Origin of the sequence: Pseudomonas sp. S34, assembly GCF_009866745.1 — a bacterium.
GTDB lineage: Bacteria > Pseudomonadota > Gammaproteobacteria > Pseudomonadales > Pseudomonadaceae > Aquipseudomonas > Aquipseudomonas jessenii.
Window position 1 is genome coordinate 2,846,695 of record NZ_CP019398.1, and the last position, 22,576, is coordinate 2,869,270.

The following is a 22,576-nucleotide window of genomic DNA, read 5'->3' on the forward strand; positions in this document are numbered from 1 at the left end:
TGCGGGGCTTTTTTCATTCCAGGGGCAAGACAACACGCCGGCCCATGTTTGGAACTCAGCTGTAGGGTGTAGAGCTTGCGGGCGAAGAGACCTGCCTTTCCAGAATTTCCAGCTCGAACGTGACAGTGTCGCCAGACATATCGGTGAAGCACCTGCTGTACGCCGGATCACGCCAGATTTCTTGTCTGATAATTCCGGCGTTACGTGCTTTCAAATAAACGCTGGCTTTAGAGGCGTTCAAATCATCCAGTGTAATGATTCGATGATAGCCATCCAGCAAATTGAAGGATGTGGTATCACCGTCGGCGGCCGGGAAGGCGCCCAGGATGTCTTGTTCGTTCTTGCTGAAGTATTTCTGATAGTACGCTTCGCTCAGAATCTGCATGTTGTAGTAGTCGTCATAACACCTGAAGTGGATGACCATGGCCGTCTGTTTTCTGCGACCTACAGGGCGCATTGTCCGGCTTGCAGGATCATAGGCTTCAAAGGTAGTCACTATATTTGGCGGGATCGGAGATCCGCGTTCGCCAGTTTCAAAATGACCCGCGCTCAATATCTGGTCAAAAAATGTCATGTCCATTCCATTGCACGTGATGCGGGCAATGAAGGATCTTTCCTGGTCTTTAGTCATGAGGACTTCCTTGTCTGTAGAAAATGGTGGTTGGCGCTGTAGCGCGGATCTGAAGATACCGCTATTTAAAAGTCGCGGTCTTGATTGATTGTGAGCAAACCCTTCCTGTCCCGGTCGGGGTTTACTCACAATATTTGTCGCAGCCTTAATACAGTTTCAGCTCTGACGCTGTGTCGATCATCGAGACATTACTTGTCGGGCTGGTCAATAAATTGCTGAGCGACCGGTCAAACTTCTGCAGCGCCCTTACTTGCACGTTTTGTTGCTCGTTAATATCGGCAACAATCTCTTCACTGCGTTTATAGTCCGCCCATACCGGGCTGAGCGCTCTGGCGTCATAACCTTGTGCCGTGCCGATGTAGTTGAATTGGCTGTCATAGAAATCGGCACTGACTTTGGACTCGACGTCCGAACTGCGCGAGGTGATCAATTGGCTACGGCTGTCGACAATGGCTACCACATCCGGTTTCGCCGCCTTGAGGCTCTGCATGTCCGGGTACACGGTGACCGATCCGAATTGCCGTTGAAGCGAGGCCTTGACCCAATCCACCGCAAGGTCGGGTCTGGAGGTGGCGACGTAGGCGTCGTGGATCTCCCGTACCAGCAGGCTCTGGCCGAAGCCGGTGCCGGCATTGGCCTGGTAATTCTGTAGATAGGCACGGTTAGCCTGGGTGTTTTGGCTGTACACCACGCCCAGGGCCACATTGCTGCCGTTGGGAATACGAGTCGCGTTGCTGCGGCCGACCGGTTCGGTGAACACACTTTCCAGCGAAGGCCCCGCAGAGGGTGCGGTGGGAACCGAGCAGCCAGCCAAAAGTGCAGCTGATAGGGTAAACGTACTGACAATTGCAAGTTTCATTGTGTTACTCCAGTGAAACAACATTAGTAAGGAAATTGAAGTTGCCGGAACTGATCGGCAGTTGTTCCAGACTAAAGCGGGAAGTGCAGAATGAAACAGCCGATTGCGTGGATAACAGTCGAGCTATAGTTTTGTTTGATTTAAACAAGTCGGGTTAATTGCCCCGGGAAGTAAAAACGCCCGAATAGAAAATTTGGGCGTGTTTATTTATGGCTGTTCGTTCAGCGATCAGTTTTTCAGGGGGACCAGCACCTGTTCGTCCGGCGACAACACCATGAACACCAGCAACTTGGCAGGCTCGGTAGCGCTGGCGTTTTTCGATACCAGATGCTCGGAGCCGGCTGCTTCGTACCAGAATTCGCCCGCCTTGTACGTCACTGCTTTCTCGCCTTTCACCTGAGAGGTGACAGACCCCGACAGGACGTAGGCCATGGCTGTACCGTCGTGCTTGTGGGCGATGGACGATTGGCCGGGCTTGTAGTCGACTTCGATCATCAGTGCTTTTTTGCCCGGCACGTTTTTCAGCATGTGATCCTGCAATACCGTGACTTTTTCCGAGGGGTCGCCGGCTTCATGGGCGAATGCCGGGGCGCCGACGGCCAGGGTCAGGGCAACAAGGGGAGCGGCACAGAAGCGCAAAACGTTCATGGTTCATTACCTGCGTTGGATAAGTGGTCAGGAACCAATCTAGTCCGCCGCGAGGGGCAATCAAACAGCCAATATTCGGGAAGGTCAGGGGACCAATGTCTGGGCGGCTCGCTCCAGCGGGGGGGAGTTCTGTAGGAGCGAGCTTGCTCGCGATGGATTCAGATTCGCCGCGTTTAACCAGGAAGCACGCGTTATCGTTGACGACCATCGCGAGCGAGCTCGCTCCTGCAGGGGGGGCTAGCGGATCGGAAAGCTGTTGAAGTCGACGGAGTTGGCCAGTTGGCAATCGATCAGGTCGATGAAACCCTGGACTTGCGGGCAGTTGAAATGCGATCGCATGGCCTCTTCCGATTGCCAGTGGGCGCTGACGGTCCAGCGATTGGTGTCCTCGGGGCAGCGGTCGACCATATAGGATTCGCACCCGGGAAGTTCACGCAGGGTTTCGACAATCTTTTGAAGTTGCTTACCCAGTTCTTCCGAGCGCCCGGCGGCGGCCTGTACCTGTACGGTATTGATCACTTCATGGGACATTGCTCACACTCCTGAATCAGGCCGGACGAATCCTGCTCATTGAGGGATAACGCCTATGCAGGATAGGCCCGGCCCCCGGGACCGCCAATAGCCAATCCCCGGATAAAACCGCAGGCCAATCCGTCAGGCCACTTGCTGCAGGATGTCGCGCAAACGGTCCAGGGCGATGTCGATGTCGAGGGTTTCGATGGCGCCAAAACCGAAAAAAAGCCCGGCCCTGGGCGTTTCTTGATAGAAAAAGCTGTCGATGGCATATAGCCCGACTTCGACTTTTTTCGCCAGTTCGATCACCAATGGAATATCCATCGGCACTTTGCACATCACCACCATGTGGAAACCTGCAGTGGACGGTACCGCCTCCAGCCAGGGCGAAAGATCGCCTGCCATGCGCGTCAGGATCCGCTCGCGGCGCCCGGCATAGATCGTATGGCAGCGCCGGATGTGCTTGAGCAGGCAACCTTCGGCGATGAACTTGGCCAGCGCCCATTGCGGCAGGGTCGAGGTGTGCAGGTCGGTGAGCTGCTTGGCGCGCACCACGGCCTCGAGTATCGCTGGCGGCAGGATCCCGTAGCCGAGCCGCAGTTCCGGTAACAGGGTTTTGGAGAACGTCCCGACGTACGCGACGATTCCCCGTTCATCCATGCTTTGCAGGGAATCGGTGGGGCGGCCTTCATAGCGGAACTCGCTGTCGTAGTCGTCCTCGATGATGATCGCACCCAACTCATGGGCCTTGGCCAGCAGTGCTTCCCGGCGCGCCTGACTCATCGGCATGCCCAGCGGGAACTGGTGCGACGGGGTGACGTAGATCAGGCGCGTACCGCGAGGAATCTGGTCCACCACAATGCCTTCGGCGTCCACCGGTACGCCAATGACGGTGGCGCCATGGGTGCCGAACAGCAGGCGCGCCGGCGGGTAGCCGGGGTCTTCCATGGCGACCAGGCTGCCCGGACTGATCAGCACCCGGGCAATCAGGTCCAGCGCCTGCTGCGCGCCGTTGCACACCACCACATCCTCATCCTGACAATTGACCCCGCGGGAGAACGCGATGTGCTGCGCAATGGCGTTACGTAGCGCCGGCAAGCCCTCGGGCTGGCTGTATAAGCCCTTGGAACCGGCAATCTGGCGCATTGCATGAGAGGTGCAGCGCCGCCAGTCATCCTGGGGAAACTGGCCCTTGCTGGTGGCGCCACCAATGAAGTCGTAGCGCAGCGAGCCTTCCAGGGTCGGATGACGCAGAAACACCGGCAGGTTGCGCCAGTACTCGATCACCTCGAAGCCGCCGAGTTCGGTGTGGTTCTGTTTACGCTGCACCTTCGACGAGCGTGCGTTGACATAGGTACCTTTGCCGACCACCCCGGTGAGGAAGTTTTCGTAAGTCAGTTGGGCGTAGGTGTCGGAAATGGTCTTGCGCGAAATACCCAGTTGTTCGGCCAGCAAGCGGCTGGGGGGCAGTTGTGTCCCGGCGGTCAGGCGACCGGACTCGATAGCGCTGCGCAGTTGGTTGTACAGCTGGCCGGCCAGGTCCTTGCGACCGTTGATGACAACATGTAGTTCCATACCGGCGAGGCTCCGGGGCTGTTGGGCGCGTGTGCGTCGCGCAAGATTACTCTTATCCGCTTGTGGTACAGAAGTTGTGCAGTGGAAAAACCGTCAATTGGTCTGGCGGCGGTGGTCCCCGGGGAAATCGCCTGATTGGATCTGTCATGCCCCTGCGCCAGCGACTACCGTGAAGATCACATCACGCCTGCACGAGATCGCCTCATGAACCCCCGTCTGGATTACTACAGCGCGTCGCCCAAAGCGATGAAAGCCATGATCGCCATGGAGGCCCTGGCCAGCAGCCTGAGTATCGAGCAGGCCCTGCTGCACCTGATCAAGATTCGTGCTTCGCAGCTCAATGGCTGTGCCTTTTGCACCGATATGCACTCGGTGGATGCACGGCGCCTGGGCGAAAGCGACCGGCGTCTGTATTCCATTGTGGTCTGGCGCGACAGCAACTTTTTCAATCCTCGGGAAAGAGCCGCGCTGGCCTGGACCGAGGCGGTCACCTTGCTCTCCGAAAGCCATGTGCCGGACGATGTCTACGCGCAAGCCAGGGAGCAGTTCAGTGAAAGCGAAATGGTCGACCTGACCATTGCCGTTACCACCATCAACAGCTGGAATCGCCTGGCCGTGAGCTTTCGGCAGACACCCAGCGCCTGAGTCATTGTCACAGCAGGTTCATGAACGATCCGCAGGATGTACCTGTCAGTGTCAGATCGACAGGGAGTCCTCGATGTCATTCATGGAAGCCAGCGCCCACCAGGGGGCTGCGGAGTATCGTGTAGCTATCGATAAAAATGCGTCCTGGCGCCAGTTGGCGGCGGCTATCGACCCCGAACTGGCGCTGTGTTTCACCGTCAGCGCCCGTTGCGGTTGCTTCATGCAGGCCGCCCGCAGTCTCAACATCAAGACCACGCGCCTGCGCAGGCAACTGGTGCTGCTGGAAACGCAGCTCCAATGTTCGCTGTTCAACCATTGCGACAATGGTTTGAGCCTCAGCCGCGATGGCTTGCGCTTGCACGCACAATTGATCGCCCTGGCCCATGAGCGCGGTTTGCCGGTGGTCGAGCAGCCGTTGATTCGCCTGGCCGTGGCGGATTCGATCCTGCATGACATTCTCGGACGTGACCTGGTTGCACTGCTGCGGCGCAACGCCAGCGTTCGATTGGAGATCATGACGCTCGACAGCGAGCTGGCTTTGCAGGCGGTCAGCGCCGACGTGGTGGTGTGGCTGGGCGAGACCGGATCGCCGTTGCCGGGACCGAGCTTTGCCACCACCGAACCCCGGCGCCTGGCGCAACTCGATTACCTGCCGCACATTGCCAAGCGCTACTCGCGGGTTGCCTCCAGGCCGGAATGCCTGGATGACCTGGCCGATTTTCTCCTGGTGCAATGGCGGCAGGACGGCCAGGTTGAAAGCTTCCGGCCATGGAATACGCTGGTGGATCAGCGCCCGGCCGGGGTGGTGCAACTGCAATCCTGGGAGCTGATGCTGGAGATGATCCATTGCAGTGCCGGCATCGGCCTGCTGCCGCACTACATGAGCCACTTCGACCGCGGGCTGATTGCCTTGCCGGGCCTGTTTGACCAGCCAATGCGGCGTCAGGTGTGGATGGCGGTCAATGCTGATTCCGGGGACGACGAGCAAGTACGGATGATCGTCGAATTGATCGAAAACACCTTCAGCGAGCGCCGGGAGTGGTTCGAAAGCTGAGCACGATTAAAATGTGGGAGCGGGCTTGCTCGCTAAGACGCCATCACATTCAACATTGAAGGCGACTGGTCAACCGCATTCGCGAGCAAGCTCGCTCCCACATTGTTTCTCGCCACACACGAAGGTCGCGTTGTAGAGTGAACGGCCATGTCTGCTTCAAGGATGATTCACCCATGCCAGCCACCGAACCCGTCATCACCCTCGAACGCTTCAACGAATCCCATATCGAAGGCGTTGCGGCGCTGTACAACGACCCGGCCATCGCCCGTCAAACCTTGCAAATGCCGTTTCAGTCCACCGAACTCTGGCGCAGTCGCCTTGCGCTGGATAACGAACGCTTGGTGAATGTGGTGGCCCTGCATCAAGGCACGGTCATCGGCAACATTGGCCTGGAGCAGTTCTCACGCATTCGTCGCAGCCATGCCGGCAGTTTCGGCATGGGCGTTGCGGTGGCGTGGCAGGGCAAGGGTGTGGGCTCGAAGCTGCTCGCGACGGCGCTGGATATCGCCGACAACTGGATGAATCTGCAGCGCATCGAGCTTTCGGTGTATGCCGACAACGAAGCGGCCATTTCCCTGTACCGCAAGTTCGGCTTCGAAACCGAGGGCCTGTACCGCGACTACGCCGTGCGTGACGGCGTGCTGGTGGACACCTTGAGCATGGCGCGCCTGCGCCGCACGCCCAAGGCCGGTTGAGCCAGCCACCCAGGGCGAACGCCACCGCCTCCTGCACATTCGGTCCGGCGGTGGCAGTACCGCTCACGCTTTTACTCGTACGCCCGCCACGCGCATCTGCCATGCTTGATATCCGCAACACCGCTTCAACCAAAGGAACACCGCTATGGACGATGTACAGCAACTGGGCGAAATGCTTCGCCACTATGCCGAAAGCGAAGCGCACAAAAAGCAAGTGTTCGAGTCGCAATCGGCCGAGTGGGCGAAGCGCATTGGTGCGCTGTTCGATCAGATCCAGCAGTGGCTGGAACCGGTCAAGGCACCTGACCTGCTCGAAGTGAACCGCGAAGTGTACGTCGCGTCGGGGCCGAGTGTTCTGGTGGAGACCTCTCCGTTCAAGACCGAAAAGCTGAGCATCCTGATCGCTGGCAAACCGGTGGAATTCGTGCCGGAGGTGATGGGTGTCGGCGGGCAGATTTCCGTGGCGGTGATGGGCTTTACAGCCGCACGTTATGGCAGCGTGTCACTGGTGTGTCTGCCGCCATCCACTGGCTGGCAGTGGCGCAAGACCAATGGCTTGAAAGACCCGGACACTTTTGAGTTCGATGCAAACTTCCTGGCGCAACAACTGCAAAGCCTGATTCCCCGAGAGCGTGCCTGAAATCTCGACATACAACCCTGTGGGAGCGAGCTTGCTCCCACAGTAATCGGTGCCACATCAGATATCGAGGGTTTCCCAATCCGGGTTCGCCTCTTGCGGCGGCAGTGTTCTAACGGTTTTTCCGGTCGCCAATTCCACCCGCCGCGCCACTTCCGGGTCATCCGCAAACGGGATCAGGCTTGCATCGTCCAGGCTCTCGGCGGTCTGGTGGCGCAGACAATACTCGACGGCGAACCACAAAAATGCCACACCCAGAATGTTCAATATGACTTCAATCATCAGGCAAACCGCGCCTCGCGTTCGGCCATCGCCACGTCCGTTACCCGCACCGTGCGCCACACGTTGTAGGCCATCAGCAGCATACCGCTGAGGAAGAACACCCCGCCGGCAAAGCGCACGACGAATCCCGGATGGCTTGCCTGCAAGGCTTCGACGAAGGAGTAGGTCAGCGTGCCGTCATCGTTGATCGCGCGCCACATCAGGCCCTGGGTGATGCCGTTGACCCACATCGAGGCGATGTACAGCACGGTGCCGATGGTCGCCAGCCAAAAGTGCAGGTTGATCAGCGGCGTGCTGTGCATCTGATCGCGCCCGAATACCTTCGGCACCATGTGATAGGTCGCACCGAAGGTAATCATCGCCACCCAGCCAAGCGCCCCGGCATGCACGTGGCCGATGGTCCAGTCCGTATAGTGGGAGAGGGCGTTGACCGTCTTGATCGCCATCATCGGCCCCTCGAAGGTCGACATGCCGTAGAACGCCAGGGATAGCACCAGGAAACGCAGGATCGGGTCGGTGCGCAACTTATGCCAGGCACCGGACAGGGTCATCATGCCGTTGATCATTCCGCCCCAACTCGGCGCCAGCAGGATCAGCGACATGGCCATGCCCAGCGACTGCGCCCAGTCCGGCAGCGCGGTGTAGTGCAAGTGGTGCGGGCCGGCCCAGATGTACAGGGTGATCAGCGCCCAGAAGTGCACAATCGACAGGCGATAGGAATACACCGGCCGGCCCGCCTGTTTCGGCACGAAGTAATACATCATCCCCAGGAAACCGGTGGTCAGGAAAAAGCCCACGGCGTTGTGCCCGTACCACCATTGCACCATGGCGTCGGTGGCCCCGGAATACACCGGATAGGACTTGAACCAGTCGACTGGAATCGATAGGTGATTGACCACGTGCAGCATGGCGATGACCACGATGAATGCACCGAAAAACCAGTTGCCGACGTAGATGTGTCTGGTCTTGCGTTGCACTACGGTAGTGAAGAACACTACGGCGTACGCAACCCAGACCACGGTCATCCACACCGCGCCGGTGAATTCGATTTCGGCGTATTCCTTGGTGGTGGTGTAGCCCAGCGGCAGGGTGATCAGCATCACCACAATCACCGACTGCCAGCCCCAGAACGTGAAGGCAGCGAGTGTGTCCGAGAACAGCCGCACCTGGCAGGTACGTTGCACCGCGTAATAGCTGGCGGCGAATTGCGCGCTGCCGGCGAAACCGAAAATCACCAGGCTGGTGTGCAGCGGGCGCAAGCGGCCGAAGGTGGTCCACGGCAGGTCCAGGTTCATCTGCGGCCACACCAGTTGCGAGGCAATCCACACGCCCATCGCCATCCCCACGATGCCCCAGATTACGGTCGCCACGATGAATTGGCGGACGACCTTGTAGTTATAGGCCTGTCCGATGGTTGTTGTGCTCATGGTCAATGCTTCCTCGGTTGCAATGCCGTGCACTGTAAAAACACCGGTAAAAACAAAACAGGCTCAGGGAAAATTCATTTGTGCGGATCAGATTTTTTGCCACTCCTACGGCTTTCAGTCGTGTTCTGATACGGTTTTTTAGAGTTCAAGTGAATCTGTAACGTACTGCGCCGCAAGCTCATAGTCGTGACCTTGAAACGAGCCGCAGAGCCCGACTTGCAACCCCTGTAGGAGCGAGCTTGCTCGCGATGGAGTCAAGGACGACGCGTTTATCCAGGAGGTTCGCGTTTTCGCTGACGTCCATCGCGAGCAAGCTCGCTCCTACAGGGTTCTGTGCCTAATTCTGATGAGGTAGCCAGATGTATCAGTACGACGACTATGACCGGGCACTGGTGCTCGAACGAGTTGCGCAGTTTCGTGATCAGGTCGAACGCTTTCTGGCCGGTGAGCTGAGCGAGGAAGAATTCCTGCCGTTGCGCCTGCAGAACGGTCTGTACATGCAGAAACACGCCTACATGCTGCGAGTGGCGATTCCCTACGGCACGCTGAGTGCCCGGCAGATGCGTACGTTGGCGAGCATTGCCAGGGATTACGATCGCGGTTACGGCCATTTCACCACCCGGCAGAACATGCAGTTCAACTGGATCGAACTGGCCCAGGTGCCTTCGATCCTCGAACGCCTGGCCGAGGTGGAAATGCATGCGATCCAGACCTCCGGCAACTGTGTGCGCAACATCACCACCGAAGCCTTTGCGGGGGTTGCGGCCGACGAAATGATTGACCCGCGACCGTTGGCGGAAATTCTGCGGCAGTGGTCGACCATCAACCCGGAATTCCTGTTCCTGCCGCGCAAGTTCAAGATCGCCATCTGCTCGGCCGAGCAGGACCGCGCGGCGATCATGATGCATGACATCGGCCTTTATCTTTACCCAGGCTCCGAAGGGCACATGCTCCTGCGAGTCATGGTGGGCGGCGGTCTGGGGCGCACGCCGATCCTCGGCGTGCAGATCCGCGAAGGCTTGCCGTGGCAGCACCTGCTGTCTTACGTAGAGGCGGTGCTGCGGGTGTATAACCGCCATGGCCGGCGGGACAACAAGTACAAGGCGCGAATCAAGATTCTGGTCAAAGCCCTGGGCATCGAGGCCTTCGCCCGGGAAGTGGAAGAAGAGTGGCAGTTCCTCAAGGATGGCCCGGCGCAACTGACCCTTGACGAGTTCGAGCGGGTGGCCAGTGCGTTCGTCGCTCCGCCATATCGTGATCTGTCCGACACCAATCTCGATTTCGGCACGCACCTGGCCGAAAACCCGGCGTTCGCTCGTTGGGTGCAGCGTAACGTGCAGCCGCACAAAATATCGGGCTATGCCAGCGTGGTGTTGTCGACCAAGCCCGGCAGCGCTGCGCCACCGGGCGATGTCACCACCGAGCAGATGGAGGCGGTGGCCGAGTGGTCCGAGCGCTTTGGCTTCGGTGAAATCCGCATTGCCCATGAGCAGAATATCGTCCTTCCGGACGTGCCCAAGGCCGATCTGTTCACCCTGTGGCGCCTGGCCTGCGGACACAATCTGGGCAGCGCCAACGCCGGATTGCTCACCGACATCATCGCCTGCCCCGGTGGCGACTTCTGCGCACTGGCCAACGCCAAGTCGATCCCCATCGCCAAGGCTATTGCCGCTCGCTTCGAAGACCTCGACTACCTGCACGACCTGGGCGATATCAGCCTCAATATTTCCGGCTGCATGAATGCCTGCGGTCACCATCACATCGGCAACATCGGCATTCTGGGGGTCGATAAGAACGGCACCGAGTGGTACCAGATCACCCTCGGCGGCGCCCAGGGCAAGAACAGTGCGTTGGGCAAGGTCATTGGCCCGTCCTTCAGCTCCGCCGAAGTGCCCGAGGTGATCGAGCGCATCATCGACACCTTCGTGCGTTATCGCGAGAGCGAAGAACTGTTCGTCGACGCCTTCCAACGGATCGGGCTAGAGCCGTTCAAGGAGGCGGTCTATGCGAAAGTGCTGGAGGTGTCGGCATGAACAATCTGTTGCGGCTGGAAGCGGGCGTAGCGCGGATTGTCGCGGATGATCCGTGGAAGCTCGTGCGCGACCCGCAAGCACCGCTGCCCGTGGGGGCGACGATTGTGCCGCTGAGCCGTTGGCTGGAAAACCCGTCGCAAAACGGCGTGTGGCTGGGGCCGGACGATGAAGTGGAAAGCCTTCAGCCATGGTTTACCCAACTGCCCTTGATCGCCCTGGATTTTCCGAGCTTTCGCGATGGCCGCGGGTACAGCCAGGCGTATCTGCTGCGTGCGCGATTGGGTTGGACCGGCGAGTTGCGCGCCATCGGCGATGTCTTGCGCGATCAACTCAGCCACATGCGCCAATGCGGTTTCGACAGCTTTGCCGTGCGTGATGACAAATCCGCAGAAGATGCATTGAAGGGATTGGCGGGGATGAGCGTGTTGTACGGGCGTTCGGTGATTGAGCCGCGGCCGTTGTTCAGGCGCCGCTGAATTCGGTCCCTGCAGGAGCGAGCTAGCTTGCGATGGACGTCAACGAAAACGCGATTTTTTTGAACAAACGCGTCGCCTGTAACGCCATCGCGAGCAAACTCGCTCCTACAAGTATCTCCCGTCACTTCAACGCCGGATCCCCCATGTTCATTTTCTTCCAGCCCTGCAACAGCACCTGCGCCTTGGGCTCCTGGCCGTTGTCCAGGTAATACTGGATCAACGACAACCGGGCATTGCGATTGGCAGGCTGCACCTTCAACAGCCGTTCCAGTTCGGCGCACGCCTGGTCAATCTTGCCGCTGTCATGCAGGGCCACTGCCAGCACATAGCCGAACTGCCCGCTCTGGGGATCCAGTTGCGCGGCCTTGCGCAGGTACGGCATGGCTTGAGCGGCCTGGCCCGCACGAATCAGCGCCAGGCCCTGGGTGTGTTGCAGCAGGCCAGAGTCGGGGTGGTCCTTGAGGCTTTGCCCCAGCAGGGCATGGGCTTCCTGACTGCGTCCGCTGGCCTCCAGCCATTGCACCAGGGTGACCAGTGCCGGGTAGAAGTCCGGATCGCGCTGCAGGGCGGTACGCAGCAAAGCTTCGACTTCTGCGCTGCGGCCATCGGCCTGATAGAGCATGGCCAGGTTCAGGTTGGCCTCGGCACGCTCGGCCAGACTCTTTTGCACCGCTTCGTACTCGGCAATGGCGGCATTCCAGGCGTCCTGGGCGCTGCCCAAGCCATTGCGCGCCACGCTGAGCAGGTCCCGGGCGACGGCGATGCGTACAGCCCGGACCGGGTCGCTCAGCAACGGCGTCAGCAATGGCGCGCGCTCCGCCGGCGGCAGGAAGGCGCTGATCGCCCGCACCGCGCTCTCGCGGACTTGCGGTGCCGGGTTGCCCAGGTCCCTGGTAGCCAGTTTCAACGCCTGTTCGCTCGGGTACGCCGGCAGTTCGGCCAGCAGCGTCGCGCGCTGAATCGCCGGCAGGTTGCTGCGTTGCAGTTGCTCGAACAACGCCTGCGCGGCGCCGGGCTGGCCGTTGCGAATCAGCCACAGGCTGTCGTCGTAGCGAGGGGCTTGTACCGCGCTGGCGTTGGCGGTGTTCCACAGCTTGAACTGCTCGGTGACCTTGTCGCCCGCCTTGCCTTTGTGACAAGTAAGGCAGGCGTCAGGCGTACCGAGTTTCTTTGCTCGCTCAGGATTGGGAATGCTGAAGCTGTGGTCATGCCGTAAGTCGTTGCCCATGTAGAACTTGCCGGGCATGTGGCAATCCACGCACTGCGAACCCGGCTGGCCCATGGTGTGGCGAGTGTGTTCGATGGAATCGTAGTTTTTCGCTTGCAGGCCCTTGCCGTCGACGCCTTCCACGGTGGTTTTGCCAGCGGTGTTGTGGCATTGCAGGCAAACGCCGTTGCCGGGTGCCTTCAACTGTGTGCTGTGCGGGTTGTGGCAGTTGCTGCAACGCACGCCCTTGTCGAACATTTTGCTCTGGGCAAAGGAGCCGTGCTCGAACACTTCGTCCTTGATCTTGCCGTCCAGCGTGTACAACTCGCGGGTCAGGACGCTCGGCAGGTAGTCGTCCATCAGCCGTTTGCCGACCGTGTAGCCATCGTCCAGGGGCGCGCGGCGAGAGTGGCAGCGGGCGCAGGTTTCGATTTCGGCGGTGGCGTTCTTGTCCTTGAGGTCGACGGCAAAGCCTGCGTGGATCAGGTCGGTTTTCTTCGCGGTCCATTCCAGGTGATTGGACGCCGGGCCATGGCAGGCCTGGCAGCCGACACCGAGGCTGTTCCAGTGACTGTCGAAGGTGTTTTTCGCCGCATCGAAATTGCGCTTGTAACCGGTGGTGTGGCACTCGACGCACATGAAGTTGGCGTTCTGGCTCGGCTTGCTCCAGTGCAACGGGTTCTTGAAGGTCACGCCCTGACCCGGATAGAGGTGAAACCAGCGCTGCTTCTCGGTATCCCAGGCCACGCCGAGGGCCTGGAGCCGGCCTTCGCCGACCTCGATCAGGTATTGCTGCAAGGGGGCGATGCCAAAGGTGTAGGCGACCTTGAAATCGGCATTCTTGCCATCGATACCCGGCGTGTTGACCCAGAATTCGTCGCCTTTGCGGGAGAACACCGTGGTCTCTTTTTCGGCCTTGAAGGTGACGTTGTTGAAGTCGCCGAGCAGGGTGTCCGCGTTGGCTTGCTGCATCGCCAGTTGGTGATGAGAGCCTTGCCAGTCCTTGACCTGCTCGCCGTGGCAGCCCTGGCATTGTTGCTCATCGACCATTTTCGCAGGCTCGACAGCGACCGGTTGCGGTTTGGCCGGTTGCACGGCAGGCGCGCTGACGGGGATTGGCTTGAGCGGCGTCGGTGTACTGCCCAGCAAAAACCAGCCAATACCCGCCACAGCCAGCAGCAGGATGCCGATGGTGACAGGGAACAGATAACGGTTGATCAGGGTCGGTTGCGAATCAGGGTTTGGGGTTGCAGCTTTATTTTTATGTTTCGGCATTACGACTTCCATGGTCCAGGTGCGATTGCCTTGCGGCGCGCGATGACGCTCGATGACGCTCGATGCAGCTTTGCCGGATGACCGGTTTGTGTCAAATGATGTTGTTTTGAGGCTGATGGCCCCTTCGCGGGCAAGCCCGCTCCCACAGTGTTTTGTGTCGTACTCAATTGTCGTGAACAACACCAGACCCTGTGGGAGCGAGCTTGCTCGCGATGGCGATCTGTCAGGCGTCGCATCACTCCCCGACAAACCACCGGTAATACGGATTCCCGGAATCCCCACGCATCACCTCGCGCATATCCCTGGCCCAAGCGTCACGGTTTCCGTCGTACGCATGCAGGCTCGCCCGATAGAACTGCATCAGGCGTTGTTGCTGGGTGTTCATGCGCTCGATGAACCCGGCGTCGGCGTTCAACACGGCTGGCGGCTGGTGCAGGGCGAGCAAGGCGGGCAACACGCGGCTGATCTCTTTCGAGCGAACCCAGGGTGCGTACTCGATGCGCGGTTGATCGTCCGTCACCGGTTGCGCATCGCCAGCGAAGCGTTCAAGCCCCTCACGATCAGTCACCCATGTCGCGAGCAATGCTGCGGCCGAACCGACGCCGACATCCTGCAAGGTGCTGCGAACGCTGTCCTGCTGGAAGCGCGCGTTGATCTTCGCCGCATCCAGTTCAATCGGCTCCATCGAACCCACCAGCAGCATCTCGTGGAACTCGCTGGTCCACAGGGTCGCGTACGGGAACACGTCGAGGAGGCTGCGCACCAGAGAGCGCGAGTCGTCGATGTTCTGCGTCGGCAGCGGCAGCCATTGGGCGACCAGGCCCTGGTTGTGCAAACGGCTGGCGGCCAATTGATAGAAGTCCCGGGAATACAGGTTGACCACGCCGGCAGCGGAGGGCGGTGGCGGCTCGAGAGTGATCAGGTCGTAGCGCTGCGGATTGCGCAGCAGTTCCTGGCGACCGTCACGCAAGCGCACATCGACCCCCGGATCGGCCGCGGCGTTGAAATTGCCTTTGAACAAGGGGGCCGCCTTGACCACCGAAGGCAGCAGTTCGGCGACCACGCGATGTTCCAGGCCGGGGTAGCGGGTCAGGGCGCCCGCGGTGATGCCGGTACCGAACCCGATCACCAGTGCCGAGCGCGGCTCACCGTTGTGGATCAGCAGGGGCAGCAGCGCCTGGATCCGCATGTAGCGCAGGGACGGCATGGCGTCACCGGTATTGGACACGCCCTGAATGTACAAACGCTGGAATGCCCTTTCTCCCTTGCCCTGGGTGACCACGGCGACGGTGCCGCCACGGCCTTCTTCGTAGAACGTCAGCGTGCCATTGCGCGCGCCCGGCAGCAGGCTGGCGAGCTTGTTGACCGGCGTGAACACGGCGAGCGCCAGGGACACCAGGCCAATGGCAATCACCGCCTGACGCCGGCCTTTCTTCACACCATGGCCCTTGCGCACGGCGAGGTACGCGATACCGGCGGCAATCAGCGCCAGCAGGCCCAGGGTCCGTACCAGGCCCAGCATCGGGATCAGGATAAAGCCGCAGAGCATCACGCCGACAATCCCGCCAAGGGTATTGAACGCGACGACTTCGCCGACATGGCGCCCCACCTGTTCGCCGCCGACGCTCAAGCGCAGGGCCAAGGGGAACGCAGCCCCCAGCAACAGGGTCGGTACAAACACGATGCTCAAGGCAGCCACCGCAAACCGCGTGCTCATGCCAGCCAGTTCACTGCCGCCCAATGACAATACCCAGGATTCGGCCAGGGTCTGGGCGAGCACCAGCCAGCGTCCGAGCAACGCCACTTCCAGCAAGGCAATCGCGCCGGCTGCGGCAATCAGCACGCCGAACACCCCCCAGGGATCGCGTAGGCGATCGACCCGACGAGCCAGCAGCATGCTGCCCAGGAACAAGCCGGTGAGGTAAGTCGCCAGCACCACGGCAAAGGCGTAGGTGCGGGTGCTCATGAATTGCACGATCGATTGCGACCACACCACTTCGTAGCCCAGGGCTACGCCACCGGCAATGGAGTACAGCCACAGGGCCAGGCGGTCGGGGGCTTTTTCAGTGTGATGTTTCACCAGGGCATCGACGGGTACCCCGCGCTGGCGCTGGAACCACAAGGCCCCAGCGGCGGCCAGCAGGTTCAGCATGGCGGCGGCCAGCGCGCTGCCGCGCACACCGAGGGTGGCAATCAGCACGAACGCGGCGAGCAGGGTGCCGGCGATGGCCCCGGCGGTGTTCGCCGCATACAGCTGCCCGCCGGCCTTGCCCAGGTGTTGCGGGTCAGTGGCCAGGGAGCGAACCAGCACCGGCAGGGTGCCGCCCATCAACAGGGCAGGAATACCCACCAGCGCGAACGGCAGCACCCAGGCCAGCAAGCCCATGTGTGCTTCCAGCCAGGCAAACGGGCTGGCCGCCAGGCTCATGGCAAAGGTTGCAGAGACACCGAGCACGGCCACCAGCACTTCCAGCCCGGCGTACAGCACAACCGGTTGCTGCATCCGGTCCGCCCAGCGCCCGAACAGCAAGCCACCCAGGGCCAGCCCGGTAAAGAACGCGCTGATCCCGGTGGTGATGGCATAGACCTCGACGCCTACGACCAACGACAACTGCTTGATCCACAGCACCTGATACACCAGCGCCGCGGCGCCGGAGACAAACAGCAGCAGGGCGGGGATCAACAGCGCCGGGGAGGCGACTTGCGGGGCAGGTATGGCCGACGATTTGCTGGCGACACGTGAGGTCATTGCGGATTGCCTTTGCAATTCAAGAAAACTGCGACTGTACGGGCCTCATCGCGGGCAAGCCCGCTCCCACACTGGATCTTCGGTACGACAAAATCCATGTGGGAGCGGGCTTGCCCGCGATTGGGGCCAATACGGTCCCAACTCGGAAACAGTACCGCTCGCCAATGAAGGCGAGCGGCGGTCCAGCGGTCTTACTGTGCAGCTTTCATTTTTTCAGCGATTTTGGCATCTACCGCAGCACGGATCTGGTCAATGCTGAAGCTGGCCGGTTTCTGGCTCGGCGGGTATTCAATGAACGTTTGCAGGAACCCGGCAGACTTTTGTACCGCTTGACCGGCCAGGTAGACGTTTTTGGTTTGCCAATCGTAATACTGATCGGAAACCACGTCGGCACGTTCATACGGGTCCATCCGCAGGTTGAAGATCTTCGGTACGCGCAAGCATACGAAGGGTTCGCTCCAGACCTTGAAGCCGCCGGGTGCGCGCTGTTCGCAGAACACGGCTTTCCAGTTGTCGAAACGCATCGACACCAGTACGCCGTCATCGTTGAAGTAGTAGAACTCCTTGCGCTCACCCTTGGGCGCTTGGCCAGTCAGGTAGGGCAGTTGGTTGTAACCGTCCAGATGCACCTTGAAGTTGGTGCCGCCGGAAGTCGGTGCCCAACCCTTGAGCAGCTTGTTTTTCACGTCGGCATCGCCAGCGGCGGCCAGCAAGGTCGGAAACCAGTCCATGCCCGAGAACATCTCGTTGGACACCTCACCGGCCTTGATCTTGCCCGGCCAGCGAACGATTGCCGGCACGCGATAGGCACCTTCCCAGTTAGAGTTCTTCTCGTTGCGGAACGGCGTGGTCGCCGCGTCCGGCCAAGAGAACTGGTTCGGGCCGTTGTCGGTGGTGTAGACGACGATGGTGTTGTCGGTGAGTTTCAGGTCATCGAGGGTTTTCAGCAGTTTGCCGACGTCACCGTCGTGCTCGATCATGCCATCGGCGTAATCGTTGCCGGGCATGCCGCTCTGGCCCTTCATCGACTCGCGCACGTGGGTGAACAAGTGCATGCGAGTGGTGTTCATCCAGACGAAGAACGGCTTGTCCGCCTTGGCCTGCTTCTCGATGAATGCCTGCGCCGCCGCGGTGGTTTCGTCGTCGATGGTTTCCATGCGCTTGGTGGTCAGCGCGCCGGTGTCTTCGATCTTGCCATCGGCGAAGCTGTGGATCACGCCACGCGGCGTGTTGGCTTTGAGGAACTCGGCATCGTCTTTTGGCCAGTACGGACGCTCAGGTTCTTCTTCGGCGTTAAGGTGGTACAGGTTGCCGAAGAACTCGTCGAAACCATGGTTGGTCGGCAGGTATTCATCCTTGTCGCCCAAGTGGTTCTTGCCGAACTGGCCGGTCGCATAGCCCTGGGACTTCAGCGCCTGGGCAATGGTGATGTCACGCTTTTGCAAACCCACCGGAGCACCCGGGATGCCGACTTTCGACAAGCCGGTACGCAAAGGTGTCTGGCCAGTGATGAACGACGACCGGCCGGCGGTGCAGCTGTTCTCCGCATAGTAGTCGGTGAACATCATGCCTTCTTTGGCAATCCGGTCGATGTTTGGAGTCTTGTAGCCGACCACGCCCATGGAGTAGGCGCTGATGTTGGTCTGGCCAATATCGTCGCCGAAGATCACGAGAATGTTGGGTTTCTCGGCGGCCCCGGCGGTTGCCGAAAACGCCATGACCGTAGTCGCCACCAGGGCGAGTTTCGGTATCCACTTACGTATGCGAGTCATCTGACTGGCTCCTTATGCTCACTTGCGTCGCGTGCTGCGACAAACGTTCATTGCGGTCCTGCGTAACGTCTTTTTATTGCACTTGCTCGGAAGTGGCGGCATCGAACGGGTAGATACGACGCCATTCGGACGCCATGTCGACGACCGTCCAGCCACGCTTGTTTGCTTCGTCCAGGGCCTTGTCCAGACGACCGATCTGCGACTGCCGGTCGTATGCCCATTCGCGTTTGGCGTCGGTGTGATGCACCAGGCCCATGAAACGTTTGCCGGGACCGGCGGCGGTCCACTGGAGCATTTGCAGGTCGCCGTCGGAATTGCCGAAGGCGAGGATTGGCCGACGACCGATCACCGCGTCGATGCTTTCCGGTTTGCCCGGGCCATCGTCGTTGTGGGCCAGTTTCGGCGTGCGCAGGATCGACGCCTTGCCATCCTTGTATTCAAAGCTGGTAACGAAGGTCGTGCCGATAACCTGCTCGGGCGGTACCCCATAGACCTTCTCGGCGAAGGCTCTCATGAACCCGGTGTCGCCACCGGAGACGATGTAGGTCTTGAAGTCTTTGCCGCGCAGGTAGTCGAGCATCTCCAGCATCGGCTGGAAGATCATTTCGGTGTACGGCTTGCCGGTTTTCGGATGCCTGGCTTGACTCAGCCAGGTCTTGGCATAGTCATCGAACGCTTCGGTGGTCATGCCGGTGTGGGTCGCACCGAAGATCTTCAGCAGGCCCTCCATGCCGGTGGCGGCCAGTGCCTTGTGATCGTTTTCCAATACGTCCTGGAACGGCTGGGTGGTTTTCCATTCCGGGTGCTGCGGCGCGGTGCGTTTGACTTCTTCCAGGGCGAACAGCAACTCGAAGTACATCGGTTGCTCGCTCCACAAGGTGCCGTCGTTGTCGAACACGGCAATGCGGTCCTCGGGTTTGACGAAGTCCTTGCTGTTTTGATCGGTGACCGTCTGCACGAACTCGATGATCTGCTTTTTCGACGGACCGTCGTTCCAGGAGGGCAGTGGCTCGGCTGCCTGCACCAGCAGCGGCAGGCTCAAGGCCAAGGTCAGCAGGAAACTGAATGCGCGATGATGGCGTAGCGATGTCGAGTTCGTCATGGCAAGTCCTTCTCGTGAACGGGGTTGAGCGGATGAAGAGCAGAGACGACTGTTTCTCTGTTGCGTCCGGACTGACTATGCAGCGTAGACAAGGACTCCCCGATTTGGCGCAGCGCCTGGTCTTTGTCCGGTTCGCGGCCATAACAGGCGCGCAGGAAGGTTTGCAGGCGTGGGCCGAGGCCGGTCAGTTTCAGGCCCCGGCGGCTGCGTCGGGTCCACAGGTACAGGGCGCTGAGTTGCACCGGTTTGCCTTCGATCTGCGGCGGGATCTGCCGCCACGCGTAGTCGGCGGACTCCAGCCAGGCGGCATGTCGGGCGCGGCGTCGGGCTTGCCACTTGAGGTGCGTGCGGTGTACGAGCGGGCGACTGAACCAGCCGAGTGCCACCACCGCCAACACCAGTGTCAATAGTCCGAACCAGTGCCCGGAAAGGTGCAGGCGATTCTGCTGGCCGAGTTTTTTCAGGTCTTCGGTGATGGAAAACACCGGCTTGTAGGCGCTGTTGGCCACCGCGTCGAAGGTAACGGCAGGCACCGTGGCCGTGCGGGTTTGCTGGCTGCTGGCATCCCACCATTTGATTTCGACGGATGGCAGGCTGTAGTGGCCTTCGGTGTCGATTCGATAAGTCACGCTGTCGATGCGCTGGCCGCCATTGAAGTTGCCGCGACCGTCATCCAGATTGCGGATTTGCGGTGCTTTCGGGTAACGGTTCAGGCCCTTGATGACATCCTGCGCCGGTGTCGGCAGTGACATGGCCAGGGCACCGTCGGCCTGCAAGGTCAGTTCCCGGGTGATGCTGTCGCCGACCTTCAGCGGCGTGGCCGAATAGGCGGTCTTCTGGGTAAACCGCAGCCCTTGAGCCACCAGCACCGCCTCACCGGGCTGGAACCCCGGTGGTTGCGCGGCGTTGAAGTGCAAAGGCTGGCTTTGGGCGCTGAGTTCGTGGCTTGCCTGACCCGGTGTGGCTTGTACCGTCAGCGCCGGAATGTCGTAGCCCTGGGCCAGGCTCGGGGTGATCAGGTAGCTGTAGCGCATGCCGCTGAAGGATTGGCCGTCGAAGGTCTGGTTGATGTGCTGGGCATGGCCGTCCGGTGGCATCACCAATGCGCCGGGCAGTTTCAGGTCGGGCAGGGTGGGGGCGCTGGTGAACCAGGAGTCGGTGAAGACATCGAGTTGCAACTTGACCAGGCTGCCGACCATGACGGGGTCGGCGGGTTGCAGGCTGGCCTGGACTTTCAACTGAGGGTCGGCGGCGAATGTGTTGAGGCTGATCAGGCCGATGAGCAGGGCGCCGAGTTTTGTGGTGAGTGGTCGGCCCCTTTCGCGGGCAAGCCCGCTCCCACAAGGACACCACAAGCCCCCTGTGGGAGCGGGCTTGCTCGCGAATGCCGCGACGCGGTCTTGTCGAATAACGCTCATGGCTTGACCCCCGCCTGATCCTGCAAGCTGAATTTCTGCTTGAGGAATTTCGCCGGCGATGTGGTGAGGTTCTGCAACCATTGCTCATCCGAGGCCGCTTGCTGGGTCTCCACCTTTTTGCTTTGGCCTTTACCCGGCGCCTTGTCCATCTTGATTTCGTCGGGTTTGACCTCTGGCGTGTTTTTCTCGGCGCTTTCGGTGTCTTTCTGCAAGGCAATGGCCAGGGCCAGGTTGGCCGTGGCTTCCGGGAACTGCGGTTGCAATTTCAGCGCCTGGGTATAGGACGCGATGGCCTGATCGAACTTGAAGCGGCGCACGTAGATGTTGCCCAGGTAGAAATACGCCTGCGCAGTATCGAGTCGCGCGAAGCTGGCCAGTGCCAGGTCGAAATCGGCGGCGTTGTAGGCGGCCACGCCTTTCCAGTACGGATCGACAAACAGTGCCGCCGCCTGAGGGTAGTGCTCATGTTCGAAGGCCCAGCGACCTTGCTGGTCGCGGGTGAAAAAGGCATCGGTCAGCGCGTTGGCCTGTGCCGGCGCCGGTTGCAGGCCCAGGCTCACGACCAGCAGGAATCCAGCCATCCAGTTCAGGCTCCAGCCCTTGCGTACGCTGAAGAAGGCGAGCAACAACAGCGGCCAGCACAGCCAGTAACCGGCGTCTTTCCAGTGCAATTCGCGCTGCTCGTCACTGGCTGCCTGGAAGTGCTGCTCGGCGTGCAGTTCGATCCAGTCCAGATCGTCATCGTTGAGGGTCAGGCTGCCCAGCGGGGCGTCCAGCGTTGAGGCAAGCTGCTTGAGGGCGTCCTGATCGAAGCTGCCGAGTTGCGGGCGACCGTCGCTGTCGGTGCGTGGCTGGCCGCTGGCATCGCGGATGATCCCGCCGTCGCTGCTGCCGGCCGCCAATATCAGCACTTGCAGCGCACTGTCTGCCAGTTGCTTGTCCAGCCCGGCCAGTGCCGAGATGTCGGCGCCATCGGTGATCAACAGCAGGGTGCCGGGCGTTTTCTCGGCGGCGAGCAGGCGCTTGGCCTGATCGATGACCGCGCTGACATTTTTCCCCGGTTTGCTGATCAGGTCGGTGCTCAGGGCCTGAATGAACGTATCGAGCAGCGCCGGGTCGTCGGTGGCGGGCAACACCAGATGCGCGCTGCCGGCGTAGGCAATCAAGGCATTGCGCGAACCGGCGCGACGCTGGATCAAGTCGTGGAGCTTGTGCTTGACCGCTTCCAGGCGACTGGGTGGAACGTCGCTGGCGTCCATGGAGGGCGACAGGTCGATGGCAATGATCAGCGGCGCACGGTTTTCCAGAAAGTCCGGCCGATCCTGTTCCCAGGTCGGCCCGGCGGCGGCGATGGCGCCCAGTACCAGCAGCGCACATACCAGGTGCACGGGACGCAGGCGTTGCCGGTCCTGCGGGGTGATCAGCAGATGCGGCAGCAGGTGCGCGGCGATGTTGCTGCGCAAGCGCCGTTGCAGGTCCTGGTTGCGCCGCCACAGCAATGGCAGCAATGCGCCGAACACCGCGAGCAACAGCCACAGTGGGCGCAGGAAATGGAAGTCGCTGAGGTTGATGTCCATG

At 60.5% G+C, this 22,576-nt stretch carries 19 protein-coding genes; 6 read left to right on the plus strand and 13 right to left on the minus strand.

What is annotated here, in order from left to right:
- Positions 1–55 precede the first annotated feature (55 nt).
- The 5 genes from PspS34_RS12735 to PspS34_RS12755 form a co-directional block, all read right to left on the minus strand.
- Positions 56–631, minus strand: coding sequence for a hypothetical protein (locus tag PspS34_RS12735; protein WP_154908949.1), 576 nt, complete (start codon positions 629–631; stop codon positions 56–58).
- A gap of 145 nt (positions 632–776) precedes the next feature.
- On the minus strand, positions 777–1,490 hold the full coding sequence (locus PspS34_RS12740; protein WP_159389846.1) for an ATPase: 714 nt from the start codon (positions 1,488–1,490) through the stop codon (positions 777–779).
- 228 nt (positions 1,491–1,718) lie between these two features.
- Positions 1,719–2,138, minus strand: coding sequence for a cupin domain-containing protein (locus tag PspS34_RS12745; RefSeq protein ID WP_150813838.1), 420 nt, complete (start codon positions 2,136–2,138; stop codon positions 1,719–1,721).
- Positions 2,139–2,375: 237 nt separating this feature from the next.
- The gene (locus PspS34_RS12750; protein ID WP_150813836.1) at positions 2,376–2,669 is read right to left on the minus strand and encodes an antibiotic biosynthesis monooxygenase family protein; all 294 of its coding nucleotides are present in this window, start codon (positions 2,667–2,669) and stop codon (positions 2,376–2,378) included.
- A 123-nt stretch (positions 2,670–2,792) separates the two neighbouring features.
- Complete coding sequence (locus PspS34_RS12755) at positions 2,793–4,226, minus strand: PLP-dependent aminotransferase family protein (protein WP_154860090.1); 1,434 nt, start codon at positions 4,224–4,226, stop codon at positions 2,793–2,795.
- A 204-nt stretch (positions 4,227–4,430) separates the two neighbouring features.
- Here PspS34_RS12755 and PspS34_RS12760 point away from each other — a divergent pair, with 204 nt between their 5' ends.
- The 4 genes from PspS34_RS12760 (at position 4,431) to PspS34_RS12775 (ending at position 7,260) form a co-directional block, all read left to right on the plus strand.
- The gene (locus PspS34_RS12760) at positions 4,431–4,871 is read left to right on the plus strand and encodes a carboxymuconolactone decarboxylase family protein (protein WP_150813834.1); all 441 of its coding nucleotides are present in this window, start codon (positions 4,431–4,433) and stop codon (positions 4,869–4,871) included.
- Positions 4,872–4,944: 73 nt separating this feature from the next.
- Positions 4,945–5,925 carry a LysR family transcriptional regulator gene (locus PspS34_RS12765; protein ID WP_154908952.1) on the plus strand — a complete coding sequence of 327 codons (981 nt, stop codon included), beginning with the start codon at positions 4,945–4,947 and terminating at the stop codon, positions 5,923–5,925.
- Between the two features lie 173 nt (positions 5,926–6,098).
- Entirely contained in the window at positions 6,099–6,620 is a 522-nt protein-coding gene (locus tag PspS34_RS12770; protein ID WP_159389847.1) for a GNAT family N-acetyltransferase, read from the plus strand.
- Positions 6,621–6,765: 145 nt separating this feature from the next.
- A complete protein-coding gene (locus PspS34_RS12775) occupies positions 6,766–7,260 on the plus strand; it encodes a hypothetical protein (protein ID WP_150813830.1) in 495 nt (164 codons plus the stop codon).
- Between the two features lie 57 nt (positions 7,261–7,317).
- On the opposite strand, the gene PspS34_RS12780 is transcribed toward PspS34_RS12775, so the two are convergent.
- Positions 7,318–7,539 carry a cbb3-type cytochrome c oxidase subunit 3 gene (locus tag PspS34_RS12780; RefSeq protein WP_150813829.1) on the minus strand — a complete coding sequence of 74 codons (222 nt, stop codon included), beginning with the start codon at positions 7,537–7,539 and terminating at the stop codon, positions 7,318–7,320.
- Positions 7,539–8,966 carry a cytochrome-c oxidase, cbb3-type subunit I gene (gene ccoN, locus PspS34_RS12785; protein WP_090455042.1) on the minus strand — a complete coding sequence of 476 codons (1,428 nt, stop codon included), beginning with the start codon at positions 8,964–8,966 and terminating at the stop codon, positions 7,539–7,541. The genes PspS34_RS12780 and ccoN overlap by 1 nt, the downstream gene beginning before the upstream one ends.
- A gap of 359 nt (positions 8,967–9,325) precedes the next feature.
- On the opposite strand from ccoN, the gene PspS34_RS12790 reads away from it, so the two are divergent.
- Both PspS34_RS12790 and PspS34_RS12795 read left to right on the plus strand, forming a co-directional pair.
- Entirely contained in the window at positions 9,326–10,999 is a 1,674-nt protein-coding gene (locus PspS34_RS12790; protein WP_159389848.1) for a nitrite/sulfite reductase, read from the plus strand.
- Entirely contained in the window at positions 10,996–11,475 is a 480-nt protein-coding gene (locus PspS34_RS12795; RefSeq protein WP_159389849.1) for a DUF934 domain-containing protein, read from the plus strand. Before PspS34_RS12790 ends, PspS34_RS12795 begins: the two co-directional genes overlap by 4 nt.
- A gap of 121 nt (positions 11,476–11,596) precedes the next feature.
- On the opposite strand, the gene PspS34_RS12800 is transcribed toward PspS34_RS12795, so the two are convergent.
- The 6 genes from PspS34_RS12800 to PspS34_RS12825 form a co-directional block, all read right to left on the minus strand.
- The gene (locus PspS34_RS12800) at positions 11,597–13,957 is read right to left on the minus strand and encodes a tetratricopeptide repeat protein (protein WP_159389850.1); all 2,361 of its coding nucleotides are present in this window, start codon (positions 13,955–13,957) and stop codon (positions 11,597–11,599) included.
- A 235-nt stretch (positions 13,958–14,192) separates the two neighbouring features.
- Positions 14,193–16,706 (minus strand): fused MFS/spermidine synthase, encoded by a 2,514-nt coding sequence (locus tag PspS34_RS12805; protein WP_159389851.1) that lies wholly within the window; start codon positions 16,704–16,706, stop codon positions 14,193–14,195.
- 191 nt (positions 16,707–16,897) lie between these two features.
- A complete protein-coding gene (locus PspS34_RS12810; protein WP_159389852.1) occupies positions 16,898–18,478 on the minus strand; it encodes an arylsulfatase in 1,581 nt (526 codons plus the stop codon).
- A 73-nt stretch (positions 18,479–18,551) separates the two neighbouring features.
- Complete coding sequence (locus tag PspS34_RS12815) at positions 18,552–19,580, minus strand: HAD family hydrolase (RefSeq protein ID WP_159389853.1); 1,029 nt, start codon at positions 19,578–19,580, stop codon at positions 18,552–18,554.
- Positions 19,577–20,998, minus strand: a complete 1,422-nt coding sequence (locus tag PspS34_RS12820) for a BatD family protein (RefSeq protein ID WP_159389854.1) — start codon at positions 20,996–20,998, stop codon at positions 19,577–19,579. The genes PspS34_RS12815 and PspS34_RS12820 overlap by 4 nt, the downstream gene beginning before the upstream one ends.
- Complete coding sequence (locus PspS34_RS12825; protein ID WP_159389855.1) at positions 20,995–22,575, minus strand: VWA domain-containing protein; 1,581 nt, start codon at positions 22,573–22,575, stop codon at positions 20,995–20,997. The genes PspS34_RS12820 and PspS34_RS12825 overlap by 4 nt, the downstream gene beginning before the upstream one ends.
- Position 22,576: the final 1 nt, after the last annotated feature.